General features: G+C 39.8%; 16 protein-coding genes and 2 pseudogenes. 12 read left to right on the top strand and 6 right to left on the bottom strand.

The annotated features are described in order from the left end of the window. Window positions 1-19: 19 nt before the first annotated feature. From V7K49_RS33370 to V7K49_RS33380, 3 genes are all read right to left on the bottom strand, one after another. Complete coding sequence (locus V7K49_RS33370; protein WP_335209485.1) at window positions 20-1,453, bottom strand: sensor histidine kinase; 1,434 nt, start codon at window positions 1,451-1,453, stop codon at window positions 20-22. A gap of 526 nt (window positions 1,454-1,979) precedes the next feature. Then, window positions 1,980-2,741, bottom strand: a complete 762-nt coding sequence (locus V7K49_RS33375; protein WP_335209487.1) for a class I SAM-dependent methyltransferase — start codon at window positions 2,739-2,741, stop codon at window positions 1,980-1,982. A 502-nt stretch (window positions 2,742-3,243) separates the two neighbouring features. Beyond that, on the bottom strand, window positions 3,244-5,268 hold the full coding sequence (locus tag V7K49_RS33380; RefSeq protein ID WP_335209488.1) for a multicopper oxidase family protein: 2,025 nt from the start codon (window positions 5,266-5,268) through the stop codon (window positions 3,244-3,246). A 463-nt stretch (window positions 5,269-5,731) separates the two neighbouring features. Here V7K49_RS33380 and V7K49_RS33385 point away from each other — a divergent pair, with 463 nt between their 5' ends. The 10 genes and pseudogenes from V7K49_RS33385 (at window position 5,732) to V7K49_RS33430 (ending at window position 13,841) form a co-directional block, all read left to right on the top strand. Then, window positions 5,732-5,899 (top strand): hypothetical protein, encoded by a 168-nt coding sequence (locus tag V7K49_RS33385; protein ID WP_335209489.1) that lies wholly within the window; start codon window positions 5,732-5,734, stop codon window positions 5,897-5,899. Between the two features lie 384 nt (window positions 5,900-6,283). Next, window positions 6,284-6,847, top strand: a pseudogene (gene ribA / locus V7K49_RS33390) (GTP cyclohydrolase II); the annotation flags it as partial. A 456-nt stretch (window positions 6,848-7,303) separates the two neighbouring features. Next, window positions 7,304-7,960: pseudogene (locus V7K49_RS33395) on the top strand (RibD family protein); the annotation flags it as partial. Between the two features lie 93 nt (window positions 7,961-8,053). Continuing rightward, complete coding sequence (locus V7K49_RS33400; protein ID WP_335209491.1) at window positions 8,054-9,034, top strand: zinc-dependent alcohol dehydrogenase; 981 nt, start codon at window positions 8,054-8,056, stop codon at window positions 9,032-9,034. Between the two features lie 5 nt (window positions 9,035-9,039). Further along, window positions 9,040-9,417 (top strand): 6-pyruvoyl trahydropterin synthase family protein, encoded by a 378-nt coding sequence (locus V7K49_RS33405; protein ID WP_335209492.1) that lies wholly within the window; start codon window positions 9,040-9,042, stop codon window positions 9,415-9,417. Beyond that, window positions 9,401-10,471, top strand: a complete 1,071-nt coding sequence (locus V7K49_RS33410) for a glycosyltransferase family 4 protein (protein ID WP_335209493.1) — start codon at window positions 9,401-9,403, stop codon at window positions 10,469-10,471. Before V7K49_RS33405 ends, V7K49_RS33410 begins: the two co-directional genes overlap by 17 nt. A gap of 2 nt (window positions 10,472-10,473) precedes the next feature. Continuing rightward, on the top strand, window positions 10,474-11,349 hold the full coding sequence (locus tag V7K49_RS33415) for a class I SAM-dependent methyltransferase (protein WP_335209494.1): 876 nt from the start codon (window positions 10,474-10,476) through the stop codon (window positions 11,347-11,349). 593 nt (window positions 11,350-11,942) lie between these two features. Next, window positions 11,943-12,272, top strand: coding sequence for a hypothetical protein (locus V7K49_RS33420; RefSeq protein WP_335209495.1), 330 nt, complete (start codon window positions 11,943-11,945; stop codon window positions 12,270-12,272). A gap of 202 nt (window positions 12,273-12,474) precedes the next feature. Next, window positions 12,475-13,122, top strand: a complete 648-nt coding sequence (locus tag V7K49_RS33425; protein ID WP_335209497.1) for a tetratricopeptide repeat protein — start codon at window positions 12,475-12,477, stop codon at window positions 13,120-13,122. After that, entirely contained in the window at window positions 13,119-13,841 is a 723-nt protein-coding gene (locus V7K49_RS33430) for a tetratricopeptide repeat protein (protein ID WP_335209498.1), read from the top strand. The genes V7K49_RS33425 and V7K49_RS33430 overlap by 4 nt, the downstream gene beginning before the upstream one ends. Window positions 13,842-13,903: 62 nt before the next feature. Here V7K49_RS33430 and V7K49_RS33435 read toward each other — a convergent pair whose 3' ends face one another. Next, window positions 13,904-15,913 carry an amylo-alpha-1,6-glucosidase gene (locus tag V7K49_RS33435; protein ID WP_335209500.1) on the bottom strand — a complete coding sequence of 670 codons (2,010 nt, stop codon included), beginning with the start codon at window positions 15,911-15,913 and terminating at the stop codon, window positions 13,904-13,906. A 351-nt stretch (window positions 15,914-16,264) separates the two neighbouring features. On the opposite strand from V7K49_RS33435, the gene V7K49_RS33440 reads away from it, so the two are divergent. Next, window positions 16,265-16,642, top strand: coding sequence for a hypothetical protein (locus tag V7K49_RS33440; RefSeq protein WP_335209501.1), 378 nt, complete (start codon window positions 16,265-16,267; stop codon window positions 16,640-16,642). Window positions 16,643-17,017: 375 nt separating this feature from the next. On the opposite strand, the gene V7K49_RS33445 is transcribed toward V7K49_RS33440, so the two are convergent. Continuing rightward, on the bottom strand, window positions 17,018-17,515 hold the full coding sequence (locus V7K49_RS33445) for a quercetin 2,3-dioxygenase (RefSeq protein WP_335209503.1): 498 nt from the start codon (window positions 17,513-17,515) through the stop codon (window positions 17,018-17,020). Between the two features lie 378 nt (window positions 17,516-17,893). On the opposite strand from V7K49_RS33445, the gene V7K49_RS33450 reads away from it, so the two are divergent. Continuing rightward, complete coding sequence (locus V7K49_RS33450) at window positions 17,894-19,162, top strand: ATP-binding protein (RefSeq protein ID WP_335209504.1); 1,269 nt, start codon at window positions 17,894-17,896, stop codon at window positions 19,160-19,162. Window positions 19,163-19,256: 94 nt separating this feature from the next. Here the strand turns inward: V7K49_RS33450 and V7K49_RS33455 are convergent, their stop codons facing one another. Next, complete coding sequence (locus V7K49_RS33455) at window positions 19,257-20,303, bottom strand: threonine aldolase family protein (protein ID WP_335209505.1); 1,047 nt, start codon at window positions 20,301-20,303, stop codon at window positions 19,257-19,259. Between the last annotated feature and the right edge of the window lie 1,036 nt (window positions 20,304-21,339).

Genomic DNA, 21,339 nt, shown 5'->3' on the forward strand with positions numbered 1-21,339 from the left:
TAAGAATTTCTCTACCAAGTCAGATGGAACTCTTATATGTAGGTAAACTGATTGTAAACATACTCCCTTCCCCTAACTTTGATTGCACACTTACACTACCACCCATACCTTCTACAAGTGTCTTGACAATAGATAAACCCAAACCACAACCCCCAGTAGTATGAGAACGGGATTCATCTACGCGGTAAAATCTCTCAAATATCCGTGCTTGCTGTTGCAAAGGAATCCCATAACCTTTGTCACAAACTTGAATAATCGCTTTGTCTTGAAGTTGATTCAATTTTAAAATTATGGGTGGATCAGCTTCAGAATACTTAACAGCATTATCAATTAAATTTAATAATACTTGTTTCAGACGACTGTAGTCTGCTTTTACCTCAATTGGATAAACTTTTGACTCAATTGTAATTATGCGATCGCTATAACTTTCTGCCATCATGACAACTTCTTCAACCAAGTCATTCAGCACATAAGATTTCATTTGAAAATATAAGTAACCACTATCTGCTCGCGCTAAATCAAGTAAATCTTGTAATAGACGGATAGTGCGATCAGCTTCCGATGCAGCAGTTTCTAAAGCTTCTTGTTGGGTTTGGGTTAAGTTATTCTGCCTTCGCAAGACGCTTTGCAAATAACCATGCACAATTGTCAAGGGTGTACGTAATTCGTGAGAAACATTACTCACAAATTCTCGCTCTTGCTCCCATGATTGGGAAAGACGCGATAACAGCATAGTTAAAGTTTGAGCTAATTCTTTAACTTCACTGGGTGCATTATCAAGATATAGCTGCGCTTGTCCTAAATCTTCAGCGGAAATCACAGAAGCCATTTGATTTAGCTGGCGCAGAGGTTGCAGAGAACGTTTAATATAAAATGCGATCGCAGCAGTTAAAACAATAATTGCCAAAACACTAGTAATACCTAAACTCTGCACCATTACTACAAACATTCTCTGTTCGCGGGTAATATCTTTGACTACAAATAACTCACCAAGCAACTTACCCTGCACTTGCACAGAACTACCGCATAAAACAAAGTAGCTTTGGTTTACTTTGTAAACTTGTGGTTTAATCGGCATTTTAGTCAGGGACATTAACTCAGCTACCGTAGTATCAGATAATAAATCTAAAGTCGCAGATTTTACTAAAATTTTATTATCAGGACTTTTTAGCCATAATAATGTGTTGGTATTTGCCAAATTATTAATAGCCTTTTGCAATCCAGTTTCAGGTTGCATCATTTCACTATAAATTCGCACATCTTGTGGCAAGCGCTTGGCGATTTGTTCTATATTATACTTATGACTATCAACTAAAATTTGCTGCATTTTCCAACTAGTCCATATAGCGAGGCTACCTAATACCAAAGCTGAAAATGCTGCAATACCAACTGTGAGGCGTGACTGTAAGGAAAATGGGTCTATATTTATCCAACCTTTTATGATTTGCTTCACTGTTCTGGTTGCTTTTTAGCTGTTTAAGAAGGCTTGATCAATAAAATCAGACTGCTAAATGTAAAGTTACTTTCAACCGCTACATCTTTAGTTATAGCTGATTTGAACTTACCTCTGTTGTATACCTACAGTGAAAAAGGTAGTGATTCCAAGAAGATTGCTAAATATTTTTATTTCATTGCTCTCTCAATTATACAAATTTTTCTATAATAAGAATATAAATGCATTTACTAGTAATTAAATTAATTTCTGCTGAGAATTACCTTAAAATTTATAATCCTATCTGCCTTAACTTTATACTCTTGTTTGAACGCAGGGCTAAAAGTTAATCTTGCTCTTTAATAGAGATAGTATATTTTAGAGAATAATCGCAGATCTTAATTTATTTGTCTGTTTTAATTCAATATTCTTGGTGTTAGTGATATTTGTCCCTAGAGTCGCTCCCCAACCCATGTTTATACTTCAATATTCATATAAGTGAGTGATTGAGTGATGTTTTAAAAATATTAAGATTAATTAAACAATCCTATTTTAGGGTAAAGACTAAACCGTAACCATCCCAAAATATCTTACCTAGACTATAAAATAAATACGGTATACCTCCACAAGGTAAAACTTGAGATTTATTTAACAAATAGCCTTCTGTTTCAGCATAAGTTGTGATTTCTTTTTCTGAAGGATTTCTAAACCAGATAAATTCAGATTCTAATAGACTTTGAATTCTCAGAACAAGATTAGTCAAATTATTGGGATTGTGATGGATAATAATCAGTTTTCCATCTTGTTTTAAAAGGTTTTTTAGAGATTTAAGCGCTTTGGGTATATTTTTAAAATAACATACGACTCCGTTCATTATAATGATATCAAATTGGTCTTCTCCGAGTTTCGATTTACAATCATCATTCTCCAAATCTATTTGAATCCATTGATATTTACCCTTTAAATGTAGTGATCTTTTTCGAGATATATCAATCATTTCTTCAGTTATATCAACACCTACACCATCTACACTATAAATATTTTCCAAAGCTTCTACAATATCTATTAAATACAGACCGTTGCCACATCCAGCATCTAATATTTTTAGATTAAAATTCTTTTGTTGTGTTTTTTGATAAAATTCGTGGATAGTATTTAATAACCACTGTCTTTTTATTTTATAGTGATAAGTTAAATTTTCATTGTCCCATTTATCTGAGTAATAAGCAAAACTTTGACGGATTTTTTCTTCGTAATCTGTATCGCCAATCTGCAATTTAGAGTTATATTTGTCTTGAGGTGATGTCATACTTGTAACGTTTATGTGATTATAATTGTGCAAAAATGAAACTCAAATTTTAGTGCTATAAGGGTGTTAAACTAGTTTTTAGATAAATCTCTTATATTCGTCTAATTGAAAATTGTGTAAGATATTAGGACTTACGCAAATAATGTTCCTCTTTAAACAGTTGTATCAGACTTACATCTATGTAGTCAAGAAAATAGATGTATGATAATGCAATTACCAAAATGTTTAGCGCATTCACAGCTTCTTGTTTGCGAAAAAGTATTTCATATTTAACTGTTTACCAACTTTCAGAAACTTTTTCCCCAATTTTATAATAAAACTTTTAGGTATACATAAAAAGGTTTTTACAAATTTCAAAAACCTAAGCAAAAACTTTCTCTTTTTTAGTAAATTTAGAGTGGGCAGGGATGCCCACCCCAGAAGATTTTTACTAATTTACTAATCTTGTATCTTGCAGCTTAAGCCACGCTTTGCACTTTACTTAGAATGTAGATGAAGGATCTCAAGGATCTGAAGGAAGAGGTGGTAAGACCAGAATATTCTGCATCATTCCATGATCTTCATGATACAGGAGATGACAGTGATAGACGAATTGGCCACCGACGAATTGGCCATTTTCGTATAAGGATTTGTCAGAGTCTATGGAAGATTGCTTGCCATCGAATTGGGCAGCAATGATCTTGTTAGTAAAAGGAATACGCACCACAGTTAAGCTTTCTGTTCCAAGCTCACAATTATCATTATCTTGTTTTGCTTTCGTACAAGGTGGGAGATCGACCGTATCCTGATACCCCTGTAGAGATTGGGCTACACCATTGACCTCAGTAACCAAGAAATCGAGTTGGTGGATATGGAAGGCATGATGAATTGGTGTTGCATTTACAAGAGTCCATTCTTCAATATCACCCAGCCGGACGACTGTATCAAATTGGTTCTCATCGTATATATTATCGTTGATATAAAACTCTCCTCCTCTCGCCAGTTTATTCGGATTGGCAAAATTTTGCGTGAACGTGAATAGACGTTGATGGTTCGGGAGTATCGACATCTTGGCTAGCTGATCAATACTTGGTAAATCATCCAACTTATCTTGTGGTTTTTGGCTCAGTATGTATTCTTCTAAAGCACCAACATCGTAATTTACTTGCTCACCCTCAGATGAAACTGTTGCTACTGTGGGATTCCCTTTGAAGGTTGCCCGACTAGGTTCTTGACCTATTGTATCTGTGTTCAAAACCTCGGTTGAGACCAGATTGTACTGTTGTCCCGATGGAGGTCCAATTACTAGTACCTCAACTCGATTACCAGGCGCTAGCAGAATCGGCTCTTTTTGTAAAAACGGCGGATTCACAATGTTGCCGTCGCGTGCCAATATATACAAAGGGCCTGTATCACCTGTTGACTTTTGTAGCGACAGATTTATGTAATTGTCTGCGCCAATATTGCCAATGCGCCAGAACTGAACCTCTCCCGGTTTAATAGTAATATTGGGGTTGACTAAACCGTTAAGGGTGTAGCAGGCGTAGGTGTTTGGCGGGTCAATTTTAAGCTGCTCCTTAAGCTGTAAATCCTTAAACAAAAGCACTCTCTCAGTGAGACTAGGCTTAAGCTGCGGCAGAATTCCCTTAATAGTGGTGTCATCAGGTTGCTCAATGTCCTTAACAATCTCCTTGACAAGGTTAGGCTTATCTGGCTTCAGGGGAATTCCATTAATAATGGGGTAATAGTTCTCAATGCCTTTAATAATAATCGCACCTGACATGCCACTACTAACCTGTGAGTCGCTATCATCGTGGACATGCGGATGATACCAGAACAGCCCAGGTTGATGATTCTTCGGGATCACGAAGTCCATTGGGTCGCTTTGTCCAGGACGAATGTGGGTAAGTACATCGTCAGCATGTTTGGTTGCCGGTACATTAAAACCATGATAATGAAAATTAGTATCTTGCGGAGCGCTTCCAGTCCATTGACCAGTCAAATTATTGTTCAGCTTCAGTTTGATAGTATCACCAGGCGATACCCGTAAGACTGGTGGCATGTATGTGCCTAGTTTATTCTCCTCGGTCTGGTAGAGAGCAAGCCTCTGGTTGTTTGAGTCCGTCTGGAAATTCGCTTCCTTCCCCTCATATGTAGCTTTATAGTTGCTTTTGAAAGTTACGTCTCCGAGGGTGAAAGACTCTGGATTAATAACATTTAAGGTTGCGTTTAATACATGATTGCTGTCGCTGTCTATGTAGTCCAGACCAAGATTTTTTTGGAAGTCTACCGGCTGATTAGTATTGGGACAATTTCGCGGCTGTGGGGGGGCCTCGCCTAGCTGTGGGGCACCTGGTCTTGGGGCACCTAGCCTTGGTTTACGGAGTTGCGCTTCTTGCTGTCGCGCTTGCTCTCGATATTGCGGAGGAGTATTCCTCAAGTCAAAGGCTATTACTTTCGCTGGAAACGTACTTATAGAGATGAATATGCCTGCTAAAATCGTGAGCAGCAGCTTATACAGAAACTGAGATAAATGTTTCATAACCATGAGTGAGTTAAATCTTTACAAAAGTGAGATTACAAGCCCCTAGATTCATCCGTGGGGATATTTTAAGTTCTGCGTTCTTCAAATGGGATTGTTATCAAAATGAGGAGTTCACGCCGTGTGCAACTTTTTCTCAAACCTAACCCCCAACCCCAACCCTTGTAGGGTTGGGGAGCAAGAATCAAAGCCTCTCAGAAGTGCGAGAGAGGAATGGAAGCGGGGTTCTAAGAATAAGTTGCATATCACGTGAGTTGACTATTCAAACATTATTAAGTTAAGGTTAAATACCCTACTGTGTCCCTCTCATTTATCTAACAAGTGACATCATATTGCCATATTGTGCACATATGACAACCTGTCATATTAATAAATATGACAGATAAAATTTGATGATTTATACACAAATTATGAGATAATACACAAATTTCTGTCATTAAAAAAATCTCGTTAATTTTTTTGCTTATCTATGGAATATGGTATTCTCACAGCAGGAGGATATCTGGTAGCCGAAGCTTTTGGGGCAAAGAAAATACACCAAGCTAGGCGGATCGCTTGTCAGGAATTATGGCAAGCAGGTGTTCTGTCTTTAGAGGATGTTTTAAAAGTCCAAGAAGGTATAATTTTCCCGTTCTGACTGGGTTAACTCCGACAAAAAATCAAGATTTTAGCCATGTGCTGAGATCCTATGCAGTGTTAACAATGAGAGCAAAAGATCCTTTTAAAACATCCTCTTACCCGTAATGCTTCTAATTTGGTATTGGGGTTCTATTCTGCTATTATCAGCAGTGACTTAAATTGTGTATTTTGATCTAGTAATTGTCAACAAAATTGCCAGTAGTGAGGATGCAAAAGAGGGGGTTGTGTTGTCAGAAATGAGTGGAATGGTAAATTAAGAAGTTGATGTGCTGCTCAATGCAATGTAGCGCCTCAGCTAGTTAATCTAAACACCAAAATATTGTCAGAAATTATGAGCGACCTAAAACCAATTACCGAAAGTGCATTTGCAGAAACTGTAGCGATCGCCAAATTACCCAGCGAATTTGGTCAGTTCAAAATTTATGGCTATCGTAATACTCTGGATAACTCAGAAAACGTTGCGATCGTCAAGGGTGAACCGACAAAGTTCGACAACTCAGTAATGGTAAGAATACACTCAGAATGCTTAACAGGGGATGCCTTGGGTTCTCTGCGCTGTGATTGTGGAATGCAGTTGCAAATAGCACTGAGGATGATTGATAAAGCAGGTCAAGGGGTGATAATTTATTTGGCACAAGAGGGAAGAGGTATTGGTCTGTTGAATAAGGTGAAAGCCTATTCTTTGCAAGATTTGGGATTGGATACAGTCGAAGCAAATGAACGTCTGGGATTCTCTGCTGATCTCCGAGACTACAGCATGGCAGCGCAAATACTTAAGGATTTAGGGGTGAATCAAATTCGCTTAATCACTAATAATCCTCGCAAAATTGCTCGTTTACAAAACTACGGTATTGAGGTAGTCGAACGTATTCCTTTAGCGATTGAACCCAATTACTACAATTTAAATTATTTGACGACTAAAGCAAAGAAGCTGGGGCATCTTCTAAAAGTGAAACACCGGCCTCTAGCAATAAATGCATTGAAAATTGATGAACATTTAGAAGATATTTGGTCAGCATTACTAGAATGCAAGGAGGTCATGAAAAATGAACCTCCCCAACTTAATGAGTATTGGGCTTTTTTTGGTAATGCAAAAAGTCCGTGGAGTTTCCAAAAACTTTCTAACGAAAAGATACCCCATATTCCAGAAAGTGATTTCTTAATTATTATCGATTTTCCAAATGATTTCTGTCAAAACTTGAATTTCGCAAATCAACTATTTTCTCAAGTACAATCTGCCATCGTATTCAAAAGCGGCTCCCCTTTTAAAAGCGATATCGTGCAAGATGCCCAATGTTTTAAAGGAATGTGGAGCAGCAATGGATGGCAAACTTTTTCCTTATATATAAGGCTTTTAGTTGCTCAAAGAGAAGCTTACCTAGAAAAGCGTCCCTTTCTGATGGCTCACTTGGCACAATCTCTTGACGGCAAAATTGCAGCAGTCAATGGAAACTCTCAGTGGCTCAGTAACGAGGCTAACTTGAAACATGCCCATCGTCTGCGTGCCCTTCATGATGCCGTCATGGTAGGAGCAGTAACGGCAACACTCGACAACCCTAAGTTAACGGTTCGTTTAGTAACTGGCAAGCATCCGACTCCTGTGATTATAGAAGGTCAAAATGATTTGAGGCTTGATGATTTGCAGATGATGGCGCTTCATGAAAGAGTGATTGTATTATGTCCTCAAGGAAAGCAGCATCGAGTACTACCACAAGTAGCTAAAGAAAAAATTTTGGAGCTTCCGATCTCTTCAACAAAAGATTCTCAAGAAAGACCCGTTTTAGCTCCCTCAGAAATTTTAAAGGTTTTATACGAAAATGGCATTTCAACTATTTTTTTGGAAGGTGGAGGACAAACCGTATCCTATTTCTTACAAGCTGATTGCATAGAGCTACTGCATCTCCATTTTTCTCCTTTGATTTTGGGTTCTGGACGGTCGAGTTTCACCCTTCCAGTTATAAACTCAATCGACGAAGGACTCCGCTTTAAAATGAAACATTTCGATCTCGATGGAGAAATTCTGGTGGAATTGCTCCAAGATAAGCAGTCACGCATTTAATTTGCTTGTTAAGGCTGATCAGGAAGTCAGAGAGATGAATTGTTTGTGCTCTTGCTTAAGACTACGCAATTAAAATGTACAACAGCTTTAAAGATGTCTACAAATTCTCCAGCTTATGCCTACTGGTTAGTCTCTCCTAGCCTTGGTGAAATTAGAGAAACCTCAGTCACGCCATCCCTAAAAGATCCTCTGTTTTTGGACACGCTCTACAGTGGCATTAGTCCGGGTACAGAGCGGCTGGTAGGTCTAGCAAAAGTCCCCCAAGAGTGCTGGGAAACGATGCGCTGTTGGTATATGGAAGGCAGTTTTGCCTTGCCTTTAAAGTACGGTTACAGTCTTGTTGGTCAAGCTGATGAAGGTTCCAACCAGGGGAAACGATTTTTTGTCATGCATCCCCACCAATCGAGAGTCGTCGTCGAGAGTTCTGATGCTTTAGAGTTGCCAGATTGGTTACCTAGCAAACGGGCGACTTTAATTCCCAACACGGAAACAGCCTTGAATGCGGTCTGGGATGCCGAAGTTAGTCGGGGCGATCGCATCCTAATTGTTGGTGCAGGCATTATCGGTATTCTCATTAGCTTTGTCCTCAGCAAAGAGTATGGTATTGGGGCAGACTTTTTAGAACAAGATAAGCAGCGAATTCAATACTTAGAACAACTACCCTGGTTGCAAAATTCCCGTTTAACAACCGACTACAAAGAAGGCGATTACAATATCGTTTTTCATACCAGCGCTTCTGCTTCTGGACTTCAAAGTGCGATTAATGCTCTAGCTTTTGAAGGTCGCTGTATCGAACTGAGTTGGTACGGAACACAATCAGTTTCCTTGCAATTAGGGGGTTCCTTTCATTACCAACGCAAACAAATTATCGCTTCTCAAGTTTCTGCGATCGCTAAACCCATGCGAAAGCTAATTGACTATCGCCAGCGCAAAGAAAGGGTTTTGAGCTTGCTCGCAGATGCAACTGTAGATATTCTCTTGGAACCTGTGATTTCTTTTAGAGACTTGCCACAATTTATGTCACAGTTATATCAGCGTCAAGTGCATCCAGTTTCGCCATTAATTGAGTATTAAAAATCATGTTTTCTGTCGCAGTAAAAGACCACATTATGATTGCCCACAGCTTCCAAGGTGAAATTTTTGGCCCCGCTCAAAAGCTGCACGGAGCAACCTATATAATCACGGCTGAATTCAAAGTACCTCAGTTGGATAAAGATGGCTTAGTGATTGATATCGGTCAGGCGATCGCAATTCTCAAAGAAGTTCTAGAACCGTTAAATTACCAAAACTTGGATACTCTTGAACAATTTAAGGGGATAAATACAACGACAGAATACATGGGTTATTATATTCACCAGCAAATTAGCAACCAGGTCAGTTCTTTTTTCAAAGGCTCTCTCAAAATTACTCTGGAGGAAAGTCATATCGCTTGGGGAAGCTATGAAGCTCAGGTATGAACCGAGCGCGATCCATTTTATTCAGCCTCAATTGAGTCATGTATCAGGAGGCTCGATTTACAATTCAGAAATTGTCAAACGCCTAGAGCAGGAAACCAGAGGCAAAGGATTTTTTCATGCCTTAAATAGCCCTGTTACCGAGCTGATTGAGCGTTTCAATGCTTTGCCTTCTAGCTGCACCTTTGTGCTTGATGGACTCTACTTGACAATTCCTGAATTCAAAGCTTCTGTTGAGAAATTTACTCCCTATTTCCAGCAGATTTACCTGATGCTTCACTATCTTGAGTCGAGGAATATCTACTACTCAAATCAGGAAAAGGAAGCCCTCTGGACTAGCGAGAAACTATGGCTAAAAGCTGTGAATGGGATTATTGTTCCCAGCTTGCAAATGCGAGATTATCTTTTAAGTCAGGGCATAGAAAAAGATAAAATCACAGTTGCATTTCCAGGGATAGAAAAAGTTCAAGTGTCCCGTTTGTCTGATCCCAAGAAACTTTTTGAACTAGAGCCGATAAATCTGATTACAGTAGGAACATTTTCTCAAGGCAAAGGACAACTCGATTTAGTACAAATGTTAGCCCAGATGCAGGTGAAAAATTTTCGGCTACATTTGATTGGTGAGTGCGAACAGAACGCCAGTTACACAGAGGAGATTCTGGCGATAATAGAGCGATCGCAAATGCAAGATTGGATCATTTTACATGGCTACCTTCCGCAACAGGCTATGTTTGACTTGTTTCCCCAATGCGCTCTTTATCTCTCCCCATCTACCTATGAGAGTTACTCTATGGCTACCGCTGAAGCAGTTGCTCACGGGCTACCCGTATTAGCTTATGCAACGGGAGCAATTACTGACTGGATTGAGGATGGTAGCAATGGGATACTAATTGAGCCAGGTAAGCAGGAGCAGTTTTTCAAAGCACTCACAAGGCTGCTTACAATGCGTAATGAACTCACTCAGTTACAGACAAATGCTTTGGCTCACATCGCTAACCTATCCTTTAATTCTTGGGATAAAACTTATCAGGATTTTTTACAAGCATTTAACAAGTGACAATGAATAAAAACCAAAAATTAGCTCAATGGCTAGAGCTTCGTATTTCCTATGATGCTAAAGCGCGTAACTTAAATGTGGAAACAAGCTGCCAAGAATATCTCAAAAGGCACAAAAAGCTCAAAATTGTTGATTTTGGTGCAGGTACGGGAGCTAACTGCCGCTACTACTTTAGCAAAATTTCCCACGAGCAGGAGTGGTTTCTAGTCGAACAAAATCAAGAACTTTTGGAAATCGCCTTTGATAGACTAATCGTTTGGGCACAGGAAAATGGATATGAGTCACAATTGCAAAACTCAAGATTGGTTTTGACAAATCAAGTTCATAAAATTACCATCCACAGAATTGTCGGCTCTATTTTAGATCTGGAAAATCTCATAGACTTAAATACTTTCGACTTAGCTGTCGCCAATGCAGTGTTCGATTTGTTTAGCGAAAAGCAGTTTCAGACACTACTCGAATGTTTAAAAAAGTACCACTTGCCGATGCTAGCTACTATTAACTATACTGGCATGAATTTTATTCCTCAATCCGAGAAAGATTCGGACTTTATTAAATACTACCATCACCATATGCAGCGCCATCAAGACTTCGGCAGGGGGATGGGCCCTGAGTGTGGTTCCTTTATGTGGGAAGCAATCAAGGGTATTGGCATGAAGGTATTACAAGGAGAAAGTCCGTGGGAAATCAGTAACAGCGATCCTGTCTTTCTTGAGTTCATCTTAGGGTTTATGGAAGAATCGATTCCAGAAATTATTGAAGAAGCAACTTTGCAGGATAAGTTAAATACCTGGTTGCTTGAAAAACAACAGATGATGTCTCAAAAAAAGCTTAGTTGTAGCGTCGCGCATCAAGATTTTTGGGGTTACTGGGAGTAGCTAGAGAGCCAGTCTAGTCGCAGGGTAAGAGCATCTGCAATTAGGCTTTACACAAGGGATGAGAAAAATTTAAATTATCTGGTATCCATTTGAGTAAAACATTTAGTTGTATTTTGTATCGACTGCAAATCACGTTCATGACATCTCTAGCAGGATCCTGAGCGGAATTATTGTACGGGTTATATCATGTCCGGTTGAACAATTGTCATTACGTACTCCTTTGGAGAACCCGAAGGGTACGAAGTGAAGCAATCTCCGAACCCTGGCGATCGCTAGATCGTGCTGAAATCTTGATTAAAAATTGATCGGTCAATTAATAAATTAAAATTTAGGATAAACTTATATTAATTTTTGTTAGTAATCTCAATTCTTTTAATTTTGGAGAATAAAGATGTCTTAAGACAAGCTAATACATGTCTATATGTAATCGAATAGCAGCTTTTCCTAAAGTTTTATTTTATAAAATTATATCCGAAATTATATCCGAAAAATTTTAGTAAAATACTCTGATTTAGAGCATAATTCGGGCGCTGGTAGTGTCTTGTACAAAAAATTGAAGAGTATACTTGTATTTATAGTTACTCGATTGACATATGGTAAAGGTAAAGCTTTCTCTTGAAGGTGACGAAACTGATATTGCCGCTGAAAAACTGTTTGAAACCACTGGTCTACAGGGTAGTTGGGAGATAGCAGCAAATTCTGTGACTACCAAAGAAGGTACATTGGCAGTGATAGGCACTGTGGTCGGGATTGTAGGAGGTACAGTCGCAGTCGCAGAACAAATCCGTAAATGGTATCAGGAACACAAACGATCTAATAAGAAGTTGGATGTAGTACTTGTAGGTGACGATGTGCGAGTTGTTTTAGAGAATGCCACTCTTGAAGACATCTGTGCAGTGTTAGAAGAGTTGGAGAGTTTATGATGAAATTTTTATCTATCGGCAATTAGATGAGGATAAACTGCTAAGGCAGCTTGCTGAACAATGTCTTTCAGAAACAGGACAGAAAATTATACAAAGTAATCTCCCACTTACGCAAAAGTTAACCAAATTCTTACGAGAAGGACTCAATGAGCAAGCGCAGAGACTAATCTTTGTTCTTGATGACTTTGAAGCAAATCTGGAATTGAGAACAGATGGTAACGCAGTCCTAAAGCCTGAAGCTGTAACAGTCTTGATATCTCTGTTGAAGGCAATAACTCAATCCCGTCTTCCACACCGGATGATTATTACATCCAGGTATGATTTTTTGCTTCCAGAGCTAAATCAGCGATTGCATCGAGAGCAGTTAGCTGCCTTATCAGGTACTGATCTACAGAAAAAATGTAACCGTTTAGTATCTTTTGCACCTGGTTCTGAAGCAGATATTAAGAGAGAATTAGGTGAACCTGAAGAAGCGCTTAGATTATATATGGAAGCACTGGAGCTTGCTGAAGAAACAGGAGATAAAAATTTACTCTATGGTGTACAAAATAACATTGCCACTCTTCAAGTTGATCTTGGTCAAACTGATGCTTGGGATAATCTATTACCAAGTTTAGTTTCACACAGAACACAGTCCCAAAATCTTGAGGATAGAATTCAACTTCTCAGCAATACAGCATCGCTCAGGTTTAAACAAGGTGAAATAGAAGAGGCAGGAGAGATTTTTGAACACTTAAATAACTTACTGCCCCAAATTGATAACTCTTGGCTCCAGGCACTGGTTTTACATAATCTAGCCACTTTACGCTCAGAATGCGGTGATCGTGAGCTTGCTTGGGAAACCTTTTGATAGATGAAGGAGATTTTAAGGACGGTGTTAAAAGAGCTTCTCAAGCAATTGAGATTGCCAAGCAGCATAATCTTCCTGAAAGGGAAAAGATAGAAAATATTGCCCTTACAGTACAGTACGGAAAACTAAGACACCTTTTTGATTCGGCTCAGGAAAAATGCGAAAGTCAAAAATTTGACGAAGTACTAAATTTAGCTCACCAATGTTTAGAACTTTCAGAAATATTAAAGGATGTTCACTGGTGTTCAGAAGTTTTATCAATGCTTGGGCAAATCAAGGCACATCAGGGCGATTATGAAGGTGGAGTACAAGATTTGGAAAAGGCGGTTTCTCTGCTCCAAGAAAATCAACTTGATGGAGTTGAAGAATTACAGGAAATAATTTTTATAGTAAAGAACAATGAAGCAGTTCGCTTACATGAAAAAGCTAATTTTGCTGCTCAAAAAGGAAATTTAGAAGAGGCAATTGAACTTGCTCAAAAAGCATATGAATTTCAGTGCAGTGTCAATCATAAAAACATTCAACCTGCTACTTTAGGCTTGCTGGGACAACTGTTGCTAGCCCAAAATAGATCCGCCGAAGGATTAAAGCAGCTACAGCAGGCATTAGATATTGCCCAAGAGCTGCAAGCACAAGAAGCTATAAATCAGCTTCAAGAGATGATTTCCGTATTTTCCAGGAAGATTGAAGACCAAGATATTGGCGGTGAGCAATTATAGAGTTTTATGCGATCGCATCATAATCTTTAAACAGCGCCTTAAATCCTGAATTATTACCCGTATCAACTCTCCGTCGCCAACCAAGCACGCAAAACCTCTGCCACTGTCCACGCTTGGGCAATACATCCCCGTGGAGTCATCGGGGCATCTCCATCAAAAATTTCGCTCAGACTACCAAGACCGTGTGCAGTGAGATGATTAGCCATTGGTTCCAAAAATTGACGAGCCTGTTCAGGGTTTTTGTAGACGCGCAGGTGTGCTAAGACGAACGGCCCCAACAACCAACCCCAAACTGTCCCCTGATGATAAGCTCCGTCACGTTGATACTGATTACCACCGTATTTACCCTGATATCGAAGATGTTCGGGGGCAAGCGATCGCAATCCATGAGAGGTCAGCAGCACTCGTCCACAAGCTTCCACCACACTCCTTTGCTGGGCAGGTGTTAGCGGACTTTCTGGTAATGAAACAGCAAAGATTTGGTTAGGACGCAACGCCGAATCATCACCATCAGGACTGTCTAGAACGTCATAGCAATAACCTGTCTCGTCATTCCAGAAGCGAGAAAATCTATACTGAGCACGGTCTGCCATTGCCTCATATTCTTGGTGTGGTTTACCAAGCTGACGGGCAAACTTTGCCATTGTCCGTAAAGCATTATACCAGAGGGCATTAACTTCAATCGGTTTGCCAATTCGGGGCGTAACTACCCAATCATCAATTTTGGCATCCATCCAGGTCAGTTGTACACCTGCAACGCCTGCATAAAGTAAGCCATCGGCTGCATCGAGGTGGATGTTGTAGCGTGTACCGCGACAGTGCCAATTAATGATGTCTGCAAGTATTGGAAAGAGTTCACCAAGCAAATTATCGTCGTCCGTAGCGCTGTAGTAGGCGCGGACTGCTTCAAAGTACCAGAGAGTGGCATCAACAGTATTATATTCTGGTTGCTCACCTGCATCGGGAAAGCGATTCGGCAACATTCCTTGGTCTACGTATCTAGCAAAAGTGCGAAGAATTGAGCGTGCTACCTCTAGGCGACCAGTCGAAATTGTCAAACCAGGTAGACTAATCATTGTGTCGCGTCCCCAGTCGCCAAACCAGTGATAACCAGCGATGACGGTTTTACCGTTGGAGTCTTCTGGCACTGGGCGGTTAACAATAAACTGGTCAGCAGCTAGTACTAGATGGTTGATCCAGCTAGGTGATTCCTTAGTGTTGAGGGGTTGGTTACTATTCCAAAGTCCTGTTAGCTTCTGCTCTTGAGCGCGACGCAACTTAAGTGCAGCTTCGCCATGCAAATCTGGTTGTTTTTCTGTGCTGGCTACAAATGCGATCGCTTCCCCAGGATTTAGTGTAACTTCAAAAGTGGCGGCGTGGAGATGGTCTTCTTTATCTCTCAATCCCCGATAGCGTTCAATTGCCAAGTCAAAGCCATAATACCAATTGTGGGCAACAGATGCACTACCGCGTAAAGCGTAGCTATCGCCTTTAAGCGAATCGCTCAGTAGATACAGTGGTACAGCGCCCGAATAAGCAGTTACACAAATCCCCTGTTCCACCTGCTCAACAGACATCTGCCAGCCGTTGCTTTGAGTATCGCCGTGATAATCGCGGTAGTTGACCATTGCTTTGAGCGTTAACTTCAGCGGTTGGGTGGCACGACGCAGAGTATATTGGACATAGGTTGTGTTAGCGCCTTGTTGCATCCACACCCGTTTTTCTAATAAGGCATCGGCAACAGCAAACCGCCATACGGGTATTGTGTTTTCCAGAGAAAAACGTTCAATATGTTGATAACCGTGGGGACTGACAGTACCATCTGCCCAACGATTGGTGTGTAGAGAATAAGAGCGAGTGTCATACAGGACAATTTCATCTAGTTTTGCCAGCAGCAAAGTGCGACCCAGAGGTGGTTTCAATGCTGCTACCAGTAGTCCGTGATAGCGGCGGGTCAATAAACCTGCCACAGTTGCAGAAGCGTAACCACCAATACCGTTAGTAACTAACCACTCCCGCGATTCTGCGGTGTCAAGATTGCCGCAGATTTCCCGCCCAAATTCTATACACATAAATCAACATTCTTCCTTGGAATCAATATCTGGATTATCGATTATGAATCCTCTACTGTGCTGAGATCGGTTAATCCCAACTAAAATCTTAACTGCTAATCAAAGCTAAAACTTATTATTTTAAGTAATATTAAATACTAGTACTTTCCTAAGACATTTATCTAAGTAGAAGCTAATATGCCTTTAAACGATTCTTTAAGATATTTATTAATTACGTAGATTAAATTCTCGTTTGACATCAAAGGTTGTATATGCAACTTTATCCTCTGCGTGAGGTGGGCAAACGATGATACTCACTCATTGCCACCAAATTTTTACATTCTGGCAAATCAAAAGGGGAAGAATAGAGTGTTGAAAGATGTTGAACGTTGTATTCCTTCAGAAGAAAAATATCTGGAGGCATTCCACTCAATTTATGAGGGATTAACTCCGGGACACAAAGCCATCTTGAATAAGTTGTATCAGCATTGTTACTTTATGAAGGACAATCGCAGATTACGTACTTGGGAGTTATCTGAAGCTGCGGGATATGATGGTGATTCTTCTGGTCAAATTGGTCATTTAGGTGCAAAGTTCTGCGAATTCTTTGGAGTAAAAGATGACGAATTTGGACAACCAGCACTTGCAATAATTAGTTGGTTTGCAGATGAAATAAATGGGTATTGGTACATTGAGCTAATTCCGGAAGCAGCTAGAGCATTTAAGCATTTTCACCTCGAAGCTGTCTAATGCAAATGATAATTTTATAGGACTTACACACGGGCAATGAAACAAATTTTTATTTTGTTGAACTTCTGATTGTCCAGTCAGAATTTTAGTTACAAATTTATTTAATTTTGTTGATTCGTTTAGTTAGCGATCGCTCCTCTAGATCCGGCAACTACTTCTCCACCACCTATAATGGTTTTACTTGATTGCAGATTCCTAATTTTGACATACCTCATTTCTTATAGACATTATTTAATACTGAAAAGCCTGGGGAAAAGCTGCTCAGATAATTTGGCAAATTCCATAACTCCAGCAATAGGAGTTTCTTGATTCTTCTCAGACTTTCCAGCACTGTTGTTTGGTGTATAAGTGCGATCGCCCGCAAGTTATATTGGGCTATACCTGCGAAGATTCAGCAGGCGGCGGAATAATCTCAAGACCGTATCTTGGAGCAACTGCCAAAATTTTTTCAATGTCTGCCGGACTAAGGCTAGGTAATTGCGTCCTCTCTGAGACTGGCACACCTACTTCCATAAAAAACTTCTCTAACCCTGCTGGTGTGACCCAGCACAGCAATTTTGCTGGCTGTGAGCCGATATTTGTAAACCTATGAAGTTGACCTTTGGGAGAGTGGAGAAAGGTTCCAGGAATTGCTAATATAATCTGCTCATCAAGCTGAAATTCCAATTCTCCCTCTTGAATATAAAAAGCTTCATCTTCATGACGATGAATGTGGGGAGGTGGGCCGTTTTGTGGTTGAACAGTAATTTCAATTAGAGCATAAGCTTGACCAGTTTCTTCACCTACCGCCTTAAAGGTACACAAATCCCCAAACACCCAGTATGAAGAACCTTGTCCTGGTTGCTGTAATATTCCTTGCAAATTGACTGTCATGGTGATTTCCTTTTGAGATGTTTTCTATTATGGATTTCTCAACAAAATCTAAATTTTCAGCCTGTAAGTACTTAGACAAAAATAAACGTAACCATATTATCGTGAATGGAGCAGATTGAAGTCAAGCGATATCTACAACGGGCTATGCCTACCTAATGCTCTGAGATTGTTTAACTTTACTCACAATCACACCATTTATTCCTGCCTATATAATTGTTGTATAAATTTACATTTAATTCAGTATAAATTCATTAGTTTGTTGTATGTAAATAGCATATGTCTCTAGTAAAATCTTTCTATCAAACTAGTGCAGCGTGCCCCAAATAACTATCCAGTTGATTTTTGAAATTATTTTTATAACCCATGCAATAGGCATCCATGAGCAAAACCAGTGATGACGAAATATTGTTGCACAACCAAGCTTGGCAGCGTGAGCGGCAAATTATAGCACGTTTGTCTTCTTTGAACTATCGAACTGGCGAACTGGGTAGCTATTTGCACAATATTGCCTGCGGAGTCAGCGAACTTATTGGAGTTGATTGGACAGTTGTTACCTTTTGCCAAGAGGGATTTGAAACTGTTCTAGCGAGTAGTCTTGAAATGGGCGAGGGCGAACATGTTTATTCACTACATGGTTTATTAACTGGCACTGTTATCCAAATGGGTCATTCATTAGCAGTAGAAGATGCTCAAAAATACCCAGAGTATGGACAGGCTCCAGAAGGTTATTGTGCATATTTAGGGATACCATTACGGACTGCTGAAAGTGAAGTTATTGGTACTATCTGTTCATTTAATCACCAACCACGTGATTTTAAAAAAGAAGACATTCAAATTGTGGAATTGTTTGCTGAACGAGCTGCAACAGCAATTGACAACTATCATCTTTATCAACAACAGTGCCAATTTAATCATATTTTGGAAGCTGAGGTTGAAAAACGCACCGCAGAATTACAAGTAGCCCAAGCCAAGCTTTTAGAACAAGAACGATTGGCAGCTATTGGTGAATTTGCTGCCATTATTGTGCATGAAATTCGTAATCCCTTGACTACAATGATTATGGGATTAAAGTATTTCCGAAAAACCATTCTGACTGAATCTGCTCAAGAGCGATTAGCATTGGCACTGAGCGAAGCTAGTCGTCTGGAACGTCTGCTGAGTGAAATTTTGCTCTATGCCAAGCCCCAAGTGTTGCAGCTTTGTGAATTGGACGTGAATGAATTCATTCATGAGTTGCTAGTATGCATCCGGGAAATGCCAGAAGCTCTGGAACGACAAATTGAATTTATTCCGATTTTGCCTACGGTAAAAATTTTGGGGGATAAGGACAAACTTAAGCAAGTATTTATCAACATTGTCCGCAATGCTTGTGAGGCAGTTGTACCAGGAGATATTGTGAAGTGGAAAGTAGACTGTTCGCATCCAGATAAAGTCTGCATTCATGTCCACAATGGCGGCGAACCAATTCCATCAGAAGTTCTCACCAAGCTTTCTGTGCCATTCTTCTCCACAAAACCTTGTGGCACTGGGCTAGGACTTGCTATTACCAAACGCATCGTGAATGCTCATAGTGGAGAACTGTTAATTTCTTCTGACCTCTTGACAGGTACTACCGTGAGTGTTCAATTACCTATAGTTATTCAATGAAGTTTTGATTGATATCAATGCCAGATTTTGGCATGAGTATTCACAAACAATTTAGGATTACTGTACTTGTTTTATTAATTTAGATTTTTCATATTTAATTTTTGGAAATAGTTACGTTTTTAATATCACCAATTAACTCATCAATTCTTGATTTTGTTGTGTTCCAAGAACACATAAAACGTACTCCTCCCACACCAATAAATGTATAAAACTGCCAGTTCTTTGCTTTTAAGGCGTGAATGACTTGTTCAGGTAATTTAACAAACACGGCGTTGGCTTCTCTAGGAAACATCAAGTCAACACCTTCTATGTTTAATAGTTGATTTTCTAAGTAATCAGCACATTGATTGGCATGTCTGGCATTTTTTAGCCAAGCACCAGTTTCCAATAAACCCAACCAGGGAGCAGAGATAAACCGCATTTTTGAGGCTAGCTGACCTGCTTGTTTGCATCGATAATCAAAATCCTCTGCTAGCTCTTTGTTGAAGAAAAGAATGGCTTCACCCAATGCCATTCCATTCTTTGTACCACAAAAGCACAACACATCGACTCCAGTTTTCCAAGTAATTTCAGCAGGGCTTTTATTCATCGCAGCAACTGCATTTGCAAAACGAGCGCCATCCATATGAATCTTTAAGTTATGCTTTTTCGCAACTTCTTTAATTTTCAAAAGTTCTTCAATAGAATATAAAGTTCCTAGTTCAGTTGATTGTGTGATACTAATAACTTTAGGTTTAGGATAATGAATGTCAGTACGTTTAGTAACAATAGCCTCTATCGCCTCTGATGTTAACTTGCCATTTTTACCTTGAGCAAGTAACAGTTTAGAGCCATTAGATGCAAATTCCGGTGCGCCACATTCATCTGTTTCTATGTGAGATGTTTCATGACAAATGACGCTGTGATATGACTGACAAAGGGCAGCTAAAGATAAAGAATTTGCGGCTGTACCATTAAAGGTAAAAAATACTTCACAATCAATTTCAAAGAGTTTCCGAAAATAATCTGTGGCTTTTTGAGTCCATTCATCATTTCCATATGCTGGAACACTACCTTGATTTGCCCTAATCATATATTCTAGCGCTTCCGGACAAATACCAGAGGAATTATCACTTGCAAACTGCTCTAAGTTGCTACTCATAATCTCTACTTTGATTTTTCTCAGTAATTGGTATAATATTAGTTAATAATTTTGGCACTTGCCAACTCCAAGATTGACGGCAGATGCGATTAACCTCTAAAATTATCTAATAAATAATAACTCTGCTAATTACAAGAATTTATTGGTTAGATTAAATTGAAATTTGGTTCAGCATTATAAGCGCGTAAATTACTGACCCCGAATGATTTTCCTGACCTCAAGACTTTACAGTAGCGCATCACCGATTTTATTGCTCGTCACAACGACTCTGCTAAACCAATCAGATGGTCATATCCAGTCGCACAGATGATTGATAAATTCGCTACAAATTACTGCAACGCTGTACTTAGTTTCTCTTTACTGAGACGTTAAATTACTACGGTGTCTTCGTCATCTTTGCGTTGAGGGGATTCTAGGACTTAAACATCGCAAATCACTGAATATTATGCTAAAAAAATAAAGTTTGCTAATCAGAATGCTAATCATATACTTATAATGTACCATACAATGCTCTACCAATAACTATCACATAACTAATTGGGCATATTTGTGCTTTGTTAGTTGTCAGTAGTCATTTGGATATTTGTACTGACTAATGACTCTTTGTGTAATGCTCCTAGTGGTGTGTCCGCTACGTGTAGCAAGATCCTCATAAGGTACGTCGCTAACGCCCTTCGGGTGACGCTTGTGACGCTCGATGACTCGCTAACGCTGCGCTATCGCTTTTGGCATCTCCCTTTGGGACAAGACTCACTACCCCTGCGTCCCTTGGGCGTCTCGTAAAGCCTGCGGCATAGCTTCTCTACGAGACGCTACACGAACGCTTAGGGCGCAGCCTCTCCAAGGGTTGAGAAGACAGCCAGTTCCCTACGGTGGGCGGGAAACCAGCCTACCGTAGGAACGGCAAAGCCGAACAGGACTGGACTCACCAGTTGCTCATCAGGGAAACCACGCCAGTTGCTTCTTTGGCGCTAGCCCCTCCTTTGGGGAGAAGGGGAGACGCTACCCGTAGCTTGCTTCCTTGTAGGGGTACAAA

This window comes from Nostoc sp., assembly GCF_036919675.1.
Classification (GTDB): domain Bacteria; phylum Cyanobacteriota; class Cyanobacteriia; order Cyanobacteriales; family Nostocaceae; genus Nostoc.

What these genes read in the sequence shown, in the direction of transcription:
- V7K49_RS33420 (WP_335209495.1), top strand. Translation starts at nt 11,943, where the DNA reads ATGGTAAAGGTAAAGCTTTCTCTTGAAGGTGACGAAACTGATATTGCC.
- V7K49_RS33380 (WP_335209488.1), bottom strand. Translation starts at nt 5,268, where the DNA reads ATGGTTATGAAACATTTATCTCAGTTTCTGTATAAGCTGCTGCTCACG.
- V7K49_RS33450 (WP_335209504.1), top strand. Translation starts at nt 17,894, where the DNA reads ATGAGCAAAACCAGTGATGACGAAATATTGTTGCACAACCAAGCTTGG.
- V7K49_RS33375 (WP_335209487.1), bottom strand. Translation starts at nt 2,741, where the DNA reads ATGACATCACCTCAAGACAAATATAACTCTAAATTGCAGATTGGCGAT.
- V7K49_RS33400 (WP_335209491.1), top strand. Translation starts at nt 8,054, where the DNA reads ATGTCTACAAATTCTCCAGCTTATGCCTACTGGTTAGTCTCTCCTAGC.
- V7K49_RS33405 (WP_335209492.1), top strand. Translation starts at nt 9,040, where the DNA reads ATGTTTTCTGTCGCAGTAAAAGACCACATTATGATTGCCCACAGCTTC.
- V7K49_RS33385 (WP_335209489.1), top strand. Translation starts at nt 5,732, where the DNA reads ATGGAATATGGTATTCTCACAGCAGGAGGATATCTGGTAGCCGAAGCT.
- V7K49_RS33435 (WP_335209500.1), bottom strand. Translation starts at nt 15,913, where the DNA reads ATGTGTATAGAATTTGGGCGGGAAATCTGCGGCAATCTTGACACCGCA.
- V7K49_RS33415 (WP_335209494.1), top strand. Translation starts at nt 10,474, where the DNA reads ATGAATAAAAACCAAAAATTAGCTCAATGGCTAGAGCTTCGTATTTCC.
- V7K49_RS33455 (WP_335209505.1), bottom strand. Translation starts at nt 20,303, where the DNA reads ATGAGTAGCAACTTAGAGCAGTTTGCAAGTGATAATTCCTCTGGTATT.
- V7K49_RS33410 (WP_335209493.1), top strand. Translation starts at nt 9,401, where the DNA reads ATGAAGCTCAGGTATGAACCGAGCGCGATCCATTTTATTCAGCCTCAA.
- V7K49_RS33445 (WP_335209503.1), bottom strand. Translation starts at nt 17,515, where the DNA reads ATGACAGTCAATTTGCAAGGAATATTACAGCAACCAGGACAAGGTTCT.